At 61.8% G+C, this 13,932-nt stretch carries 18 protein-coding genes; 16 read left to right on the top strand and 2 right to left on the bottom strand.

The window, feature by feature from the left end; genetic code table 11:
* The first annotated feature begins 75 nt into the window (after positions 1-75).
* Genes Q1A52_RS14560 through Q1A52_RS14580 form a run of 5 tightly spaced genes read left to right on the top strand, consistent with a single transcriptional unit; the run spans position 76 to position 4,867 of the window.
* The gene (locus tag Q1A52_RS14560) at positions 76-2,016 is read left to right on the top strand and encodes an acetyl/propionyl/methylcrotonyl-CoA carboxylase subunit alpha (protein ID WP_300016715.1); all 1,941 of its coding nucleotides are present in this window, start codon (positions 76-78) and stop codon (positions 2,014-2,016) included.
* Positions 2,013-2,678, top strand: coding sequence for a glutathione S-transferase family protein (locus tag Q1A52_RS14565; protein WP_300016718.1), 666 nt, complete (start codon positions 2,013-2,015; stop codon positions 2,676-2,678). The genes Q1A52_RS14560 and Q1A52_RS14565 overlap by 4 nt, the downstream gene beginning before the upstream one ends.
* A gap of 27 nt (positions 2,679-2,705) precedes the next feature.
* Entirely contained in the window at positions 2,706-3,563 is an 858-nt protein-coding gene (locus Q1A52_RS14570) for a hydroxymethylglutaryl-CoA lyase (RefSeq protein ID WP_300016721.1), read from the top strand.
* 10 nt (positions 3,564-3,573) lie between these two features.
* Positions 3,574-4,089, top strand: coding sequence for a DUF6653 family protein (locus Q1A52_RS14575; protein WP_300016724.1), 516 nt, complete (start codon positions 3,574-3,576; stop codon positions 4,087-4,089).
* A complete protein-coding gene (locus Q1A52_RS14580) occupies positions 4,082-4,867 on the top strand; it encodes a crotonase/enoyl-CoA hydratase family protein (RefSeq protein WP_300016727.1) in 786 nt (261 codons plus the stop codon). The genes Q1A52_RS14575 and Q1A52_RS14580 overlap by 8 nt, the downstream gene beginning before the upstream one ends.
* 115 nt (positions 4,868-4,982) lie before the next feature.
* Here Q1A52_RS14580 and Q1A52_RS14585 read toward each other — a convergent pair whose 3' ends face one another.
* Positions 4,983-5,804, bottom strand: a complete 822-nt coding sequence (locus Q1A52_RS14585) for an AraC family transcriptional regulator (RefSeq protein ID WP_300016730.1) — start codon at positions 5,802-5,804, stop codon at positions 4,983-4,985.
* 195 nt (positions 5,805-5,999) lie between these two features.
* Positions 6,000-6,506, bottom strand: coding sequence for a fasciclin domain-containing protein (locus Q1A52_RS14590; RefSeq protein WP_300016733.1), 507 nt, complete (start codon positions 6,504-6,506; stop codon positions 6,000-6,002).
* Positions 6,507-6,813: 307 nt separating this feature from the next.
* Between Q1A52_RS14590 and Q1A52_RS14595 the strand changes: the two genes are divergently transcribed.
* From Q1A52_RS14595 to nuoF, 11 genes are all read left to right on the top strand, one after another.
* Positions 6,814-7,179, top strand: a complete 366-nt coding sequence (locus Q1A52_RS14595) for an NADH-quinone oxidoreductase subunit A (RefSeq protein WP_195820540.1) — start codon at positions 6,814-6,816, stop codon at positions 7,177-7,179.
* A complete protein-coding gene (locus tag Q1A52_RS14600) occupies positions 7,170-7,703 on the top strand; it encodes an NADH-quinone oxidoreductase subunit B family protein (RefSeq protein ID WP_300016736.1) in 534 nt (177 codons plus the stop codon). Before Q1A52_RS14595 ends, Q1A52_RS14600 begins: the two co-directional genes overlap by 10 nt.
* Before the next feature lie 9 nt (positions 7,704-7,712).
* Entirely contained in the window at positions 7,713-8,318 is a 606-nt protein-coding gene (locus Q1A52_RS14605; protein ID WP_300016739.1) for an NADH-quinone oxidoreductase subunit C, read from the top strand.
* Complete coding sequence (locus Q1A52_RS14610) at positions 8,318-8,491, top strand: hypothetical protein (protein WP_299826936.1); 174 nt, start codon at positions 8,318-8,320, stop codon at positions 8,489-8,491. The genes Q1A52_RS14605 and Q1A52_RS14610 overlap by 1 nt, the downstream gene beginning before the upstream one ends.
* Positions 8,491-8,682: a hypothetical protein gene (locus tag Q1A52_RS14615; RefSeq protein ID WP_300016742.1), complete on the top strand. Its 192-nt coding sequence runs from the start codon at positions 8,491-8,493 to the stop codon at positions 8,680-8,682. The genes Q1A52_RS14610 and Q1A52_RS14615 overlap by 1 nt, the downstream gene beginning before the upstream one ends.
* Complete coding sequence (locus tag Q1A52_RS14620; RefSeq protein ID WP_300017333.1) at positions 8,682-9,905, top strand: NADH-quinone oxidoreductase subunit D; 1,224 nt, start codon at positions 8,682-8,684, stop codon at positions 9,903-9,905. The genes Q1A52_RS14615 and Q1A52_RS14620 overlap by 1 nt, the downstream gene beginning before the upstream one ends.
* A 32-nt stretch (positions 9,906-9,937) precedes the next feature.
* Complete coding sequence (locus Q1A52_RS14625; RefSeq protein ID WP_300016745.1) at positions 9,938-10,408, top strand: hypothetical protein; 471 nt, start codon at positions 9,938-9,940, stop codon at positions 10,406-10,408.
* Positions 10,409-11,506, top strand: coding sequence for an NADH-quinone oxidoreductase subunit E (locus tag Q1A52_RS14630; RefSeq protein WP_300016748.1), 1,098 nt, complete (start codon positions 10,409-10,411; stop codon positions 11,504-11,506).
* 70 nt (positions 11,507-11,576) lie between these two features.
* Positions 11,577-12,278, top strand: a complete 702-nt coding sequence (locus tag Q1A52_RS14635; protein ID WP_300016751.1) for a hypothetical protein — start codon at positions 11,577-11,579, stop codon at positions 12,276-12,278.
* A 44-nt stretch (positions 12,279-12,322) separates the two neighbouring features.
* A complete protein-coding gene (locus tag Q1A52_RS14640) occupies positions 12,323-12,571 on the top strand; it encodes a DUF5337 domain-containing protein (protein ID WP_195820533.1) in 249 nt (82 codons plus the stop codon).
* Positions 12,572-12,583: 12 nt separating this feature from the next.
* Entirely contained in the window at positions 12,584-13,885 is a 1,302-nt protein-coding gene (nuoF, locus tag Q1A52_RS14645; RefSeq protein WP_300016754.1) for an NADH-quinone oxidoreductase subunit NuoF, read from the top strand.
* Positions 13,886-13,932 lie beyond the last annotated feature (47 nt).

Consider the following 13,932-nt stretch of genomic DNA (forward strand, 5'->3'; position numbering starts at 1 on the left):
CGGGCGCGGTTTCGCGTCGGATCAACGAGCGTATAAGGCCTTCCATCGGCTCAGGGCCAGATTTGGAGAATGGAAATGTTTGACACGATCCTGATCGCCAACCGGGGCGAGATCGCCTGCCGGGTCATGGAAACGGCACAGGCCATGGGTGTGGGCTGCGTCGCCGTGTATTCCGACGCCGATGCCGGGGCGAAACACGTCGCGATGGCGGATAGGGCGGTGCATATCGGGAACTCTCCCCCGGCGGAAAGCTATCTGCGGGGCGAGGTGATTATTCAGGCCGCATTGGACAGTGGCGCGCAGGCCATTCACCCCGGATATGGTTTTCTCAGCGAGAACCCGGATTTTGTCGAGGCCGTCGAAGCCGCGGGCCTGGTCTTCATCGGACCCTCCGCTTCCGCGATCCGCGCCATGGGACTCAAGGACGCGGCCAAGGCGCTCATGGTCGAGGCAGGCGTGCCGGTGGTGCCGGGCTATCACGGGTCGGATCAGGACGATGCCTTGCTGGCGCAGGAGGCCGAAAAGATCGGCTATCCTGTATTGATCAAGGCCGTCGCGGGGGGGGGCGGTAAAGGCATGCGGCTTGTCGAGAAAGAAAGTGAATTCGCCGCCGCGCTCACCTCCGCGAGATCCGAAGCGCAGACCGCCTTTGGTAATCCGGACGTGCTGGTCGAGAAGTTCGTGACGCAACCGCGTCATATCGAAGTGCAGGTCTTTGGCGACGGAACGCAGGCGGTACATCTCTTTGAACGCGATTGCTCCCTGCAGCGCCGCCATCAGAAGGTGATCGAAGAGGCGCCAGCGCCCGGTATGACCGAGGAGATGCGCAGTGCCATGGGGAATGCGGCGGTGCGTGCGGCGGAGGCCATTGGCTACAGCGGCGCCGGAACCGTGGAGTTCATCGTGGACGGATCGGGCGGGCTCAGGCCTGATGGCTTCTTCTTCATGGAGATGAACACCCGCCTGCAGGTCGAGCACCCTGTGACAGAGGCGATCACGGGCGTCGATCTCGTGGAGTGGCAGCTGCGGGTGGCTGCAGGCGAAGGCCTGCCGACCGCGCAAGACCAACTGTCGATCAACGGACATGCGTTCGAAGCGCGGCTCTATGCCGAGGACGTGCCCGCAGGCTTTCTGCCTGCAACAGGCACGCTGAGCCATCTGCTTTTTCCCGAGATGGTGCGCGCCAACAGTGGCGTACGCGCCGGGGACACCATCAGCCCGTTTTACGATCCGATGATTGCCAAGGTTATCGTGCATGGGCCGAACCGCGCTGTCGCACTCGCGCGCCTGCGGCAGGGGCTGGCCGGGTGCGAGGTTGCAGGCACGGTGACCAACCTGGCCTTTCTCGGCGCGCTGGCCGCGCACAAGGGTTTTGGTCAGGGTGACGTTGACACCGGACTGATTGCTCGCGACATCGATGCGCTTATGGAAATTCCGCAAGCGCAGCCGTGGCATCTGGCACTGGCAGGCATGGCCGCCCTTGACCTGACCGACCCTGATCCCGGCACCGGGTTCACGCTGTGGGCACCCCTGCGGCGCAGCGTGCAGCTGCTCTGGCGCGATGAAACGCATGCGCTTTCGGTCGAGGTGCTCTCTGCCGACCAACAGCGCTGGGACGTGGCCGGCACGCAGGTCTTGGCGGAGCGTCGCAACGGTCAGTGGGTTTTTGACGGACATGTCGCACCGCAGGTGGCGGCGGCAGGCCATGACATCACGGTTTTTGATCACTATGGGCTTTTCTTTACCTACATCGATCCGCTGGATCAGGCGGGTGGGGCAGCCGGGGACGGCAACCTCATCGAAGCGCCGATGCCGGGCCTCGTGAAGACCATCGACGCCGCCATCGGCCAGGCCGTCAGCGCAGGCGACCGCCTGGCCGTGCTGGAGGCGATGAAGATGGAGCACGCGCTGCTGGCGGCCCGCGACGGCGTGGTGGCCGAGGTGCTTGCCAGCGCCGGCGATCAGGTCGAAGCGGGGGCCGCACTCATAAGGCTGGAGGCAGAAGAGAGCGCATGATCACCCTGCATCATTGTCCGCAGACCCGGTCCATGCGCACGCTCTGGCTGCTGCATGAACTGGATGTGCCGTTCCAGGTGCAGAGCTACCCGTTTGATCGCACCCTGCGCAGTCCTGAGTTTCTGAGGCTCTCGCCTGCGGGCCGTGTACCCGCCCTTGATATCGATGGCGAACACATGTTCGAAACCGGCGCAATTACCCAGTATCTGTGCGAGCGGTTCAGCCCGGACGGGCTGGGCCGGAGCCCTGGGTCGTTCGACCGGATGAGTTGGCTCGTTTGGCTGCATTTTGCGGAAACGATCAGCCAGCACGCGGCTGCGCTGACCCAGCAGCACGTGGCGCTCTATGAAGATCACATGCGCAGCCACGTCGTGATGAAACTGGAGGCCGCGCGCGTGCGCAAATGCTACGCGGCAATCGAAGCAGGGCTCAGCACCCCCGGCGAGAAACGCGATTACCTCCTGACGTCAGGCTTTACAGCCGCTGATATCTCGGTGGGGCAGGCGGTTTACATGGCACGGCATTTCGCGACGCTGGACGATTTTCCGGCGACGGCTGCGTGGTATGCACGGATCACGGCGCGCGAGGGGTTCCAAGCGTCGCTGCCAGCGGGCGACGGGATTTATGCGCAAGACTTTTACGCGCCCTGGCCTGTAGACTAGGCCAGACCATACCGGGGAGGATGAGATATGAGCTTGGGGCCTTGCGAGATTTTCGAGGTCGGCCCGCGTGACGGGCTGCAGAACGAAAAGCGGGATATCCCCGTGGCCAAAAAGGTGGCGCTTGTCGATTGCCTGAGCCGTGCGGGGTTCTCCCGGATCGAGGTCGCGAGCTTTGTCTCTCCCAAATGGGTGCCGCAGATGGCGGGCTCAGCAGACGTCATGGCGGGGATCAGCCGTGCCGAGGGCGTGCGCTATGCGGCGCTGACGCCAAATCCGCGCGGGTTCGAGGATGCCAAGGCAGCGGGTGTCGATGAGATTGCGGTTTTCGCTTCCGCCTCAGAAGGTTTTTCCAAGGCCAATATCAACGCCAGCATCGCCGAGAGCATCGCCCGGTTCGAGCCGATCCTTGAAGAGGCGCGTCATATCGATCTGCCGGTGCGCGGCTATGTTTCCTGCGTGGTCGAATGCCCCTATGACGGGACCGTGGCCCCTGCTGCCGTGGCCGACGTGGCCGACCGGCTGTTCGCCCTGGGATGTTACGAGATCAGCCTTGGCGATACCATCGGCGCGGGCACGCCCGACAGCATCGCGCGCATGCTGCTGGCGGTGCGCGACGTGGTGCCAGTGGGGCGGCTTGCAGGCCACTACCACGACACTCATGGACGCGCGATTGAGAACATCGACACCTCGCTCAGCCTCGGCGTGCGGGTCTTTGATGCGGCCGTTGGTGGTTTGGGCGGATGCCCCTACGCGCCGGGGGCAGCGGGCAATGTGGCAACCGAAGCCGTGGCAGCGCATCTGACTGCGCTGGGGTATGACACCGGGCTCGACATCGACGTGATCAAGGAAGCCGCAGAGATGGCGCGCGCCATGCGCGAAGGCTGACGGCACAGGTATGGATATCTTCAAAGGCGCGGAACGGCTGATGTCCATGGATGATGCGGTCTGGCTGCGTCACGCAAACCCGTGGTCGGTCTGGACGCGGATGCTGACCGCCCTGCCATTGCTGGTGCTGGCGATCTGGAGCCGGGTCTGGCTGGGGGTCTGGGCGCTGATCCCCATCGTGCTGGCGCTGCTCTGGATCTGGATCAACCCGCGTGCTTTTCCGCCGCCCAAACGTCTCGATAGCTGGGCGAGCCGGGGCGTGCTGGGAGAGCGTATCTTCCTGACGCACCGGAGCGAGATCGCGGCGCATCACCGGCGGGTTGCGGCTGTGCTGAGTGCGCTGAGCTTGCCGGGCGCGGGGATCATGATCTGGGGTCTCTACGTTTTGTGGTGGGAAGGGGCGGTCTTTGGGATGATCCTGACGGCGCTGCCCAAGATATGGTTCGTGGACCGCATGGTCTGGATTTATGACGATTGGGTGCGCGCGGGCCGCGCCGTGCCGGGACTGGAGAGCTTAGATGTTTGAGACCTTGACGATTGAGACAGATGCGCGTGGCGTGGCGACACTGACGTTGAACCGGCCGGAAAAGCATAATGCGATGTCGGCCCTGATGCTGGCGGAACTGACACAGGCGGCCGCCGATCTGGGCGCGGATAAAGCGGTGCGTGTTGTTGTTCTGACGGGCGCGGGCAAGAGCTTCTGCGCGGGTGGTGACCTGGCGTGGATGCAGGCTCAGCGCGAGATGGATGCGGAGACACGATCCGCAGAGGCACGCAAACTGGCGGCGATGCTGGGCGCGCTCAACGCCCTGCCGAAACCGCTGATCGGGGCGGTGCAGGGCAATGCCTTCGGTGGTGGGGTCGGCATGGCCTGCGTCTGCGATGCGGCAATCGCAGTGGACAGCGCCAAGTTCGGGTTTACCGAAACGCGGCTCGGCATCATCCCTGCAACCATCGGGCCCTATGTTCTGGCCCGCATGGGCGAGGGTCGCGCCCGGCGGGTCTTCATGTCGGCGCGGATTTTTGGCGCGGCAGAGGCGGCAGAATTGGGTATTCTGGCCCGCGTTGTGCCTGCCAAGGCACTGGCCGAGGCGGTGGAGGCGGAGGTGCTGCCCTATCTCGCCTGCGCGCCCGGTGCGGTAGCAGCGGCCAAGCAGCTGGCCCGCGATCTGGGACCGCGCATTGACGACGCGGTCGTCGAGCACACGATTGCCGCCCTATCGGCACGCTGGGAGAGTGCGGAGGCTGTCGAAGGCATTGGGGCGTTTTTCGAGAAGCGTAAGCCCGGATGGATGACATCTTAGTAAAGGTCAGGGCAGCAGCCAGACTTGCGAACAGTACGGGCGCGCGAGGTCAAAGTAAGGCGCCAGGTCAGGGTGGGGGGCCTGAACTGGCAGCTTTCTCAAGACCACGTACCAATCAGGTCAAAGGAATCCAGATTGTCACGCGGCCACGTCCGGTTTCGGCATCAAAGCGAGGGCCGTAGCACTCAAAATCCGGTGCGGAGGCGGATTCAAGCCCCGCATCTGTGAGTGCCTTGTTCCAGATTGTGTAAACGGTTTTTGGAAGATCGGACACGTGCCCGTCGTGGATGAAGACGGCATAGCGGTTGGCCGGGATATCCACGAAATCCATGCCCTGCGCCTTTTCTGTCGCTTCGACACCGGCAAGGTAGCGAAAATACCCGGTGCCATCTTCATCGCAGCTAACACCATAAGCTACTCCGGGAACAGCTGTCTCAATCTCGGTGCTGCGGTTGTTCAAGGTTTGCCAAAGGCTTGGTATACCGGCGATATTCTCAAAGCTGTACCTGTCGCTCAGGCCAACGACACGAAAGCCTGCGCGATTGCGAATTTCGGGCTTTGCAACATCTACAATCATTTCTTTTTTCATCTCTAATGGCTCCATGAGGGTAAGGGGTAAGAGGGAGCGCGCCTTTCGCACCGTGCTCGGCAGCACGCCAAAGTAGCGGGCGAAGGCACGTGTGAACGCTTCGTGAGACGCATATCCGGCATCAAGCGCCACCGGCAAAATGTCCACATCTTGTGTTGCAATGGCTCTTGCGGCCTCGGAGAGGCGGCGGGCCCTGACGTATGACATGATGGACATACCGCTGGCGCGCTGAAAGACGCGGCACATGTGATGTGTGCTGACAGCACAGCGATCCGCCAACTGGTTGAGGGGAAGTGGCCCGTCGAGATGGGCTTCGATCTGCCAGATCAGTTTGTCGAGCAAGGCCATGGTGCGTTCCTGTGGTTCACCTGGACACACTGCATCAGAATACGGGTGGCGCGCTTGACCGCAATTGATGTCTTTTGTGAACGAGATAACAGGTTTGGCCGGTCGGGTTGTCATCGTCGATCATCCTAAACCCCAACAAAAAACCCGCCAGACTGTGCTGGCGGGTTTCTCTTACAGGTCTGGTCCGGGCCTGAACTAGTTTGGCAGCAGCACCTTGTCGATCACGTGGATGACGCCGTTGGTCGCCAGAATATCTGCCGCCGTCACATTGGCATCGTTCACGCGGACCGCGGCGGCAAATTTGCCGCCCGTGCCGTCGACGCGCACCGTCTGGCCTTGCACTGTGGCGACATTGGTCACCGAACCCAGTACATCACCCGATTGAACTGCGCCCGGCAGCACGTGATAGGTCAGGATGCTGACCAGCTGATCCTTGTTCTCAGGCAGCAGCAGGCTCTCGACTGTACCGGCGGGCAGTGCGGCAAATGCCGCATCCGTGGGGGCAAAGACGGTGAACGGGCCGGGGCTGCGCAGCGTGTCCTCAAGGCCTGCGGCCTGAACGGCGGCGACCAGCGTATTGAAATTGCCGTTGGACGCCGCGATATCTACAATATCGCTGCCTTGTTGCGCAGGTGCGCAGGCGGTGAGGGCGGCGAGAGCGCCAGCGGCGAGGGTCGCTTTGAGGGCGGAACGTCTGTTCATGGTCTGTCCTTCTGATGTTTGGTCGTATTCATGCAAGGCCGGAGTGGCCTTGTTTCCCTGTCGTAGACACTGTGTACGGGTTGGGTGTGACATCAGATCACATATGTCCGGTTACACTGGCTTTTTGAGCGGAAATACGCACAATGACAGCGCTAACGCCGCTTGCCGGAATGCAACCAAATCAAGGGGTTTTCCGGGGCGGCATCTGTTGACCCTGCCGGAGGAGCGGCGTAAACCCTTTGCAGCCCCAGTCGCTGCGGGGCAGCATGGCGTGTCGCACGTCAGAGCAGACAAAAGGAGCCAACCCTTGGACGAGATGCTGCGGGAATACCTACCCATCCTGATGTTTCTGGCTGTTGCCATAGGGTTGGGCCTTGTTCTGATCCTGGCCGCCGTGGTGCTGGCGGTGCGCAATCCGGACCCCGAGAAGGTCTCTGCCTACGAATGCGGGTTCAACGCTTTTGACGACGCGCGCATGAAATTCGACGTGCGGTTTTACCTCGTCTCGATCCTCTTCATTATCTTCGATCTCGAGATCGCCTTCCTCTTCCCCTGGGCCGTGGCCTTCAAGGACATCTCGATGGTGGGCTTCTGGTCGATGATGGTCTTCCTCGCGGTGCTGACGATCGGGTTTGCCTACGAATGGAAAAAAGGAGCGCTGGAATGGCAGTAGCCGCCGGAGCCAACGTCGCCGGTGTAGACCGCGACGTCGCCACGCAGGATCTGAACCGTGAATTGCAGGACAAAGGGTTCCTGCTGACCTCGACAGAGGACATCATCAACTGGGCGCGCACGGGCTCCTTGCACTGGATGACCTTTGGTCTGGCCTGCTGCGCTGTGGAGATGATGCACACCTCCATGCCGCGTTATGACCTTGAACGCTTCGGCACGGCACCTCGCGCCAGCCCGCGCCAGTCGGACCTGATGATCGTGGCCGGCACGCTGACCAACAAGATGGCGCCCGCGCTGCGGAAGGTCTACGACCAGATGCCCGAGCCGCGCTATGTGATCTCCATGGGGTCCTGTGCCAATGGCGGCGGGTACTACCACTACAGCTATTCCGTCGTGCGCGGCTGTGACCGCATCGTGCCGGTCGACATCTATGTGCCCGGCTGCCCGCCGACGGCGGAGGCGCTGCTCTACGGCATCATGCAGTTGCAACGCAAAATCCGCCGCACTGGCACAATCGTACGCTGAGGAGGCCCCATGTCTGACGCATTGAAAGAGCTGGGCGCGTATATCGAGGCCAAACGCACCGATTGTGTGCTGGCCTGGGACGTGACCCATGGCGAGCTGAACCTCGACGTGACGCCCTCGAACATCACCGGTCTGGCGGAGTTTCTGAAGGCCGACGCGACGTGTCAGTTCTCCTCGCTGGTGGACATCACGGCGGTGGATTACACCGGCCGCGCCAAGCGCTTCGACGTGGTTTACCACCTGCTGTCGATGTACCAGAACCACCGCATTCGCCTGCGGGTGAGCATCCGCGAGGATGCCATGGTGCCCTCGATCATCTCGGTGCACCCCTCCGCCAACTGGTTCGAGCGCGAAGTGTTCGACATGTTCGGCATCCTCTTCTCCGGCCATCCGGATCTGCGGCGCATCCTCACGGACTACGGCTTTCGCGGCTATCCGTTGCGCAAGGATTTCCCGACCACCGGCTACACCGAAGTGCGATACGACGAGGCACAGAAGCGCGTGGTCTACGAGCCCGTCAGCCTCGTCCAGGAATACCGGCAGTTCGACTTTATGTCCCCCTGGGAGGGCGCGGAATACATCCTGCCGGGAGATGAAAAGCAGGAGGCCAAGTAATGGACGGCATGTGGTGGCTGATCCTCTCGGCCCTGACAGCGATCCCGATGATCAAGCTGCTGCCGTTTTTCGGCATCAACAAATACTGGGCGGCGGCCTGCCTGATCCCGCTGGGCACAATTGCCCTGCTGTGGTGGATGGGCCTGAAGCTGCAGGAACTGGAGAAGCGGTGATGTGGTTTGAGTTTCTCGGAGAATTGGGAGCGTTTTTGGCTGGATTGGCAGCCGCCACATCTGTGAGCTTGGCGCAATTTAAAAAAAAGCTGATTCCTGATGGCGGGGGATTCCACGTCCCCTGGAAAGTCAACAATATCAACGGCGTTGTTACGCCAGTTCCCCCAAATGGGTTGAGGACGACACAATGATGGACGGCACCAAAGGCTTTGAAGACGCCCTCACGGGCGAGCAAAAAATCCGCAACTTCAACATCAACTTCGGACCACAACACCCGGCGGCCCACGGCGTGCTGCGGCTGGTGCTGGAGCTTGACGGCGAGATCGTGGAACGCTGCGACCCGCATATCGGGCTGCTCCACCGGGGTACCGAAAAGCTGATGGAAAGCCGGACCTACCTGCAGAACCTGCCGTATTTCGACCGGCTCGACTATGTGGCACCGATGAACCAGGAGCACGCCTGGTGTCTGGCCATCGAAAAACTGACGGGCGTGGAAGTCCCCCGCCGCGCCAGCCTTATCCGCGTGCTCTTCTGCGAGATCGGGCGCGTCTTGAACCACTTGCTGAACGTCACCACGCAGGCGATGGACGTGGGCGCGCTGACCCCGCCGCTTTGGGGCTTCGAGGAACGCGAAGAGCTGATGATCTTTTATGAGCGGGCCTGCGGCGCGCGTTTGCACGCGGCCTATTTCCGGCCCGGCGGTGTGCATCAGGACCTCACGCCAGAGCTGCTCGACGATATCGAGGCCTGGGCCAAGAAATTCATGACCGGCTTTATGGTCGATATCGACGGGCTGCTGACCGAGAACCGCATCTTCAAGCAGCGCAACGCGGATATCTGCGTCGTCACCGAGGAAGACATCCTTGAATACGGGTTTTCCGGTGTGATGGTGCGCGGCTCCGGCCTTGCCTGGGATCTGCGCCGCGCGCAGCCCTATGAATGCTACGACGAGTTCGATTTCCAGATCCCCGTCGGCAAGAACGGCGACTGCTATGACCGCTATCTGGTGCGGATGGAAGAGATGCGCCAGTCGGTCTCGATCATCCATCAGGCGATTGAGAAACTGCGCGCGCCAGACGGGCAGGGCGACATCCTTGCGCGTGGCAAGATCACCCCGCCGAGCCGCGCAGACATGAAAACCTCGATGGAAAGCCTGATCCACCACTTCAAGCTCTACACCGAAGGCTTCCACGTGCCCGAAGGCGAGGTCTACTGCGCGGTCGAGGCGCCCAAGGGCGAGTTCGGCGTGTATCTGGTGGCCGATGGCACCAACAAACCCTACCGCTGCAAAATCCGCGCGCCCGGATTCCTGCACCTGCAGGCCATGGACCACATGTCGCGCGGCCACCAACTGGCGGATGTGGCGGCGATCATCGGAACCATGGACGTGGTCTTCGGGGAGGTTGATCGTTGAACGTCAGGTCGAAAACCGGATCACGGGTAACGATGGTTCTGACGAGCGCTGCAGTTTGTTTTGGATGCGGGCTGGCGTCGGCAGAAACGATGTCCGAGTTGATCGACGCGTCCATAGGCCACGTCAAGATCCGCGATAATGTCGTGTTCATTGAAACGGAGACCGGCGGAAGCTTCTGCAAGATTGACGTCGGTGACGAGGTATTTACGGCCTTTGCGCAGGGCGCGCCGGTGAGCGGTAGCAACATAACCTGTTTTCCCTACGGTCTGCTCGACGCTGATTTCGTCTCCTCGGGCAAACGCGACTTTACCGATTTCATCGACGACTCGGAAGGCTATGAGAATGTTCGTGACGGGGTGATCCTTGTCCAGGATGGCGCTGCCACATCCCTGTGTCAGGTCGCGATTTCCGATGATGATTTCACCCGTTTCGCCGCTGAAGGAACAAGCGGTGTTCAGGACGCGCGCGCTGTTTGCGTTGCCATAGATGAGCTTGAGAGTTAAATGCTGAGACGCCTTCACCCCGACCAACCCGAGAGCTTCGCCTTTACGCCTGACAATCAGGCCTGGGCAGAGGGTCAGATGACAAAATACCCCGAGGGGCGACAGGCCTCGGCCATCATCCCGCTGCTCTGGCGGGCACAGGAGCAGGAAGGGTGGCTGAGCCGCCCGGCGATCGAACATGTGGCGGCGATGCTGGGGTTGAGCTATATCCGCGCTTTGGAAGTGGCGACATTCTACTTCATGTTCCAGCTGCAACCCGTTGGTAAAATTGCGCATATTCAGGTCTGCGGAACAACCTCCTGCATGATCTGCGGTGCCGAAGATCTTGTCGCAGTGTGCAAGGAAAAGATCGCGCCGAATGCTCATGAGCTGTCGGCAGATGGGAATTTCTCTTGGGAAGAGGTCGAATGCCTCGGGTCCTGCTCCAACGCGCCGATGGCGCAGATCGGCAAGGATTACTACGAAGATCTGACCGCCGCGCGGATGGGCGAGCTCATCGATGAGCTCGCCGCAGGCAAGGTACCCGTGCCAGGCCCGCAGAACGGGCGCTATGCAGCAGAGCCGTTGGACGGGCTGACGTCGCTGAAAGATCATGACAGCGGCAAGACGCAGTACAATGCGAGCGTACAGCTGGCCGTGGACATCGGCGACACCGTCAAGCGGATCGACGGAAAAGAGGTGCCGCTGTTGATGCCGTGGCAGGGCAAACCGGCCAATGCATCCGGTAAGCCTGCGAAAGATGCGCGCCCTGCCGAAGGGGCTCCGGCGGACAGGACCGGCGTGACCGAACAGCAGGCCACGGAGACCTCGAAGGCCAAACCACCGTCAAAGGCGGACCCGGGCCCGGGTGAGAAGCCGCAAGCCCTTTCCGCCGCGCGGGACAGTGGCGCGGATGATCTGAAGAAAATCAAGGGGATCGGACCGAAGCTGGAGAAGCTGCTCAACACCATGGGCTTTTACCACTTTGATCAGATCGCTGCCTGGACGGAGACGGAAGTGGCCTGGGTGGATGAGAACCTGGAGGGCTTCAAGGGCCGCGTGACGCGGGACAACTGGGTCGCGCAGGCGCGCAGCCTCGCTGATGGCGCATCCACGTGAATTTCCAAAATTGTTAAAATCCGATAATGTGAGAGACTGACAGGGAAAAACAGGAAAAAAAGGTACCGGGATGGACAACAATAACGGAATGATCGGCATGGCTCTGGGGAGTTGGCTTGTGGCACTGGCAGGGGGCGTCTTGGCGGCCGTTCTGCTGTGGGTTCTGGGCGGATGGAGTTTCATGCAGGGCGCCTTTGTCGGGCTCTTGGTTTTTGTCATCTTTGGCGGGGTCATCAGTTGGATCATGAGCCGTCCGCTGTCTGCGCCGAACGCCCCGCGTACTCAGGCAACGGATGCGCCTGCGGCCGCCCCCGCAAAACCCGCGGCTCAGGCCGCCCCGGTTGCCCCGGCTGTCGCACCAAGCCCGTCGGAGGAGGCGAAGGTCAAACCGTCCAAGCGCCTGCCGGGTCAGGAAGAGCTGTCCGCGCGAAAGGGGGATTGGAAGTACGAAAAGGAGCCGGAAGCCGAATCTGTGGTCAAGCCGGTGAAGAAAGTCGCGAAAAAGGCGGCACCGGCGACCGAAAGTGCGGAGCGCCCCGCGGCGTTGTCCGATACACCTCGTGCGGGTGGGGCGGATGACCTGAAAAAGATCAGCGGTGTGGGCCCGAAGCTGGAAGAAACGCTGAATGGGCTGGGGATCTGGCACTTCGATCAGGTGGCGGCGTTGACGCCTTCGGACATCGCCTGGGTTGACGAGCGTCTGCGCTTCAAAGGCCGGATCGAACGGGACGACTGGGTGGGACAGGCCAAGAAACTGGCCAGCGGCGAATAGACGCGACGAAACGATAGAGCGAAAGACGGAAGGCAAGACCGTTCATGAGTGCGCAGGATCAGGACAGGCAGGCGCGTGAGCGCGCGCTGGCCGCCAAGGGGCGGCTGGTCAGCCTTGTGATCGTGGGCACGATGGTCTTGTGGCTGCTCGCACTCTGGCTGGGGCCAAAGCTGGGCATGCCCGGACGCTATGCGTTTCTGTTCGATTTTGCGGCACTTGCAGGGCTCTTCTGGGCGCTGGTGGTGTCATTACAGATACGGCGCGCGCGCAAACACGCGCGCGGCAACGAGTGAGAGGGGAGCGCAATGCTTCAGGACAAGGACCGGATCTTCACCAATATCTACGGCATGCATGACCGCACGCTGAAGGGCGCACAGCAACGTGGCCATTGGGATGGCACGGCGGACATCATCAAGAAGGGGCGCGACTGGATCGTGGACCAGATGAAAGCCTCCGGTCTGCGCGGGCGCGGTGGCGCGGGCTTCCCGACGGGGTTGAAGTGGTCCTTTATGCCGAAGGAAAGCGATGGGCGGCCCGCGTACCTGGTGGTGAATGCCGACGAATCCGAGCCGGGCACCTGCAAGGACCGGGAGATCATGCGGCATGATCCGCACACGCTGGTCGAAGGCTGCCTGATTGCGTCTTTCGCGATGAACGCGCATGCCTGCTACATCTACATTCGCGGCGAATACATCCGCGAGAAAGAGGCGCTGCAGGCTGCCATTGACGAGGCCTATGACGCCGGGCTGATCGGCAAGAACGCCGCCGGATCCGGCTGGGACTTCGATCTCTATCTGCACCATGGCGCGGGCGCCTATATCTGCGGTGAAGAGACCGCGCTTCTGGAAAGCCTTGAGGGCAAGAAGGGCATGCCGCGCATGAAGCCGCCGTTCCCGGCGGGCGCGGGGCTCTATGGCTGCCCGACCACGGTGAACAACGTGGAATCGATTGCGGTAGTGCCGACGATCCTGCGGCGCGGGCCGGAGTGGTTCGCAGGCTTTGGTCGCGCGAACAACGCAGGCACCAAGCTCTTTGCGATTTCGGGCCATGTGAACAACCCCTGCGTGGTCGAAGAGGCCATGTCGATCACCTTCGAGGAACTGATCGAGACCCATTGCGGCGGTATCCGCGGCGGCTGGGACAACCTCAAGGCGGTCATTCCCGGCGGGTCCTCGGTGCCGATGATCCCGGGCAAGGACATGAAAGACGCGATCATGGATTTCGACTACCTGCGCGAGCAGCGGTCAGGTCTGGGCACGGCAGCGGTGATCGTGATGGACAACTCTACGGATGTGATCAAGGCGATCTGGCGGCTGTCGAAGTTCTACAAGCACGAGAGTTGTGGGCAGTGCACGCCCTGCCGCGAGGGCACCGGCTGGATGATGCGGGTGATGGACCGTCTGGTCACCGGCGAGGCCGAGCCCGAAGAGATCGACATGCTGCTGGATGTGACCAAACAGGTCGAAGGCCATACCATCTGCGCGCTCGGCGATGCGGCAGCATGGCCCATCCAGGGCCTCATCCGCCATTTCCGGGATGAGATCGAGGACCGGATCAAGCACAAGCACAAGCGCACGGGCCGCGTGAGCGCGGTGGCGGCGGAGTGATGACGTGCGCTGGTTGCGAGCAGACCCTATCTTCAGCAAGGCCGTTG

Source organism: uncultured Roseobacter sp. (assembly GCF_947488185.1).
Taxonomy (GTDB): domain Bacteria; phylum Pseudomonadota; class Alphaproteobacteria; order Rhodobacterales; family Rhodobacteraceae; genus Roseobacter.

What these genes read in the sequence shown, in the direction of transcription:
- Q1A52_RS14640 (WP_195820533.1), top strand. Translation starts at nt 12,323, where the DNA reads ATGAGTGCGCAGGATCAGGACAGGCAGGCGCGTGAGCGCGCGCTGGCC.
- Q1A52_RS14605 (WP_300016739.1), top strand. Translation starts at nt 7,713, where the DNA reads ATGTCTGACGCATTGAAAGAGCTGGGCGCGTATATCGAGGCCAAACGC.
- Q1A52_RS14625 (WP_300016745.1), top strand. Translation starts at nt 9,938, where the DNA reads ATGGTTCTGACGAGCGCTGCAGTTTGTTTTGGATGCGGGCTGGCGTCG.
- nuoF (WP_300016754.1), top strand. Translation starts at nt 12,584, where the DNA reads ATGCTTCAGGACAAGGACCGGATCTTCACCAATATCTACGGCATGCAT.
- Q1A52_RS14575 (WP_300016724.1), top strand. Translation starts at nt 3,574, where the DNA reads ATGGATATCTTCAAAGGCGCGGAACGGCTGATGTCCATGGATGATGCG.
- Q1A52_RS14565 (WP_300016718.1), top strand. Translation starts at nt 2,013, where the DNA reads ATGATCACCCTGCATCATTGTCCGCAGACCCGGTCCATGCGCACGCTC.
- Q1A52_RS14580 (WP_300016727.1), top strand. Translation starts at nt 4,082, where the DNA reads ATGTTTGAGACCTTGACGATTGAGACAGATGCGCGTGGCGTGGCGACA.
- Q1A52_RS14570 (WP_300016721.1), top strand. Translation starts at nt 2,706, where the DNA reads ATGAGCTTGGGGCCTTGCGAGATTTTCGAGGTCGGCCCGCGTGACGGG.
- Q1A52_RS14620 (WP_300017333.1), top strand. Translation starts at nt 8,682, where the DNA reads ATGGACGGCACCAAAGGCTTTGAAGACGCCCTCACGGGCGAGCAAAAA.
- Q1A52_RS14610 (WP_299826936.1), top strand. Translation starts at nt 8,318, where the DNA reads ATGGACGGCATGTGGTGGCTGATCCTCTCGGCCCTGACAGCGATCCCG.
- Q1A52_RS14590 (WP_300016733.1), bottom strand. Translation starts at nt 6,506, where the DNA reads ATGAACAGACGTTCCGCCCTCAAAGCGACCCTCGCCGCTGGCGCTCTC.
- Q1A52_RS14560 (WP_300016715.1), top strand. Translation starts at nt 76, where the DNA reads ATGTTTGACACGATCCTGATCGCCAACCGGGGCGAGATCGCCTGCCGG.
- Q1A52_RS14585 (WP_300016730.1), bottom strand. Translation starts at nt 5,804, where the DNA reads ATGGCCTTGCTCGACAAACTGATCTGGCAGATCGAAGCCCATCTCGAC.
- Q1A52_RS14635 (WP_300016751.1), top strand. Translation starts at nt 11,577, where the DNA reads ATGGACAACAATAACGGAATGATCGGCATGGCTCTGGGGAGTTGGCTT.
- Q1A52_RS14600 (WP_300016736.1), top strand. Translation starts at nt 7,170, where the DNA reads ATGGCAGTAGCCGCCGGAGCCAACGTCGCCGGTGTAGACCGCGACGTC.
- Q1A52_RS14630 (WP_300016748.1), top strand. Translation starts at nt 10,409, where the DNA reads ATGCTGAGACGCCTTCACCCCGACCAACCCGAGAGCTTCGCCTTTACG.
- Q1A52_RS14615 (WP_300016742.1), top strand. Translation starts at nt 8,491, where the DNA reads ATGTGGTTTGAGTTTCTCGGAGAATTGGGAGCGTTTTTGGCTGGATTG.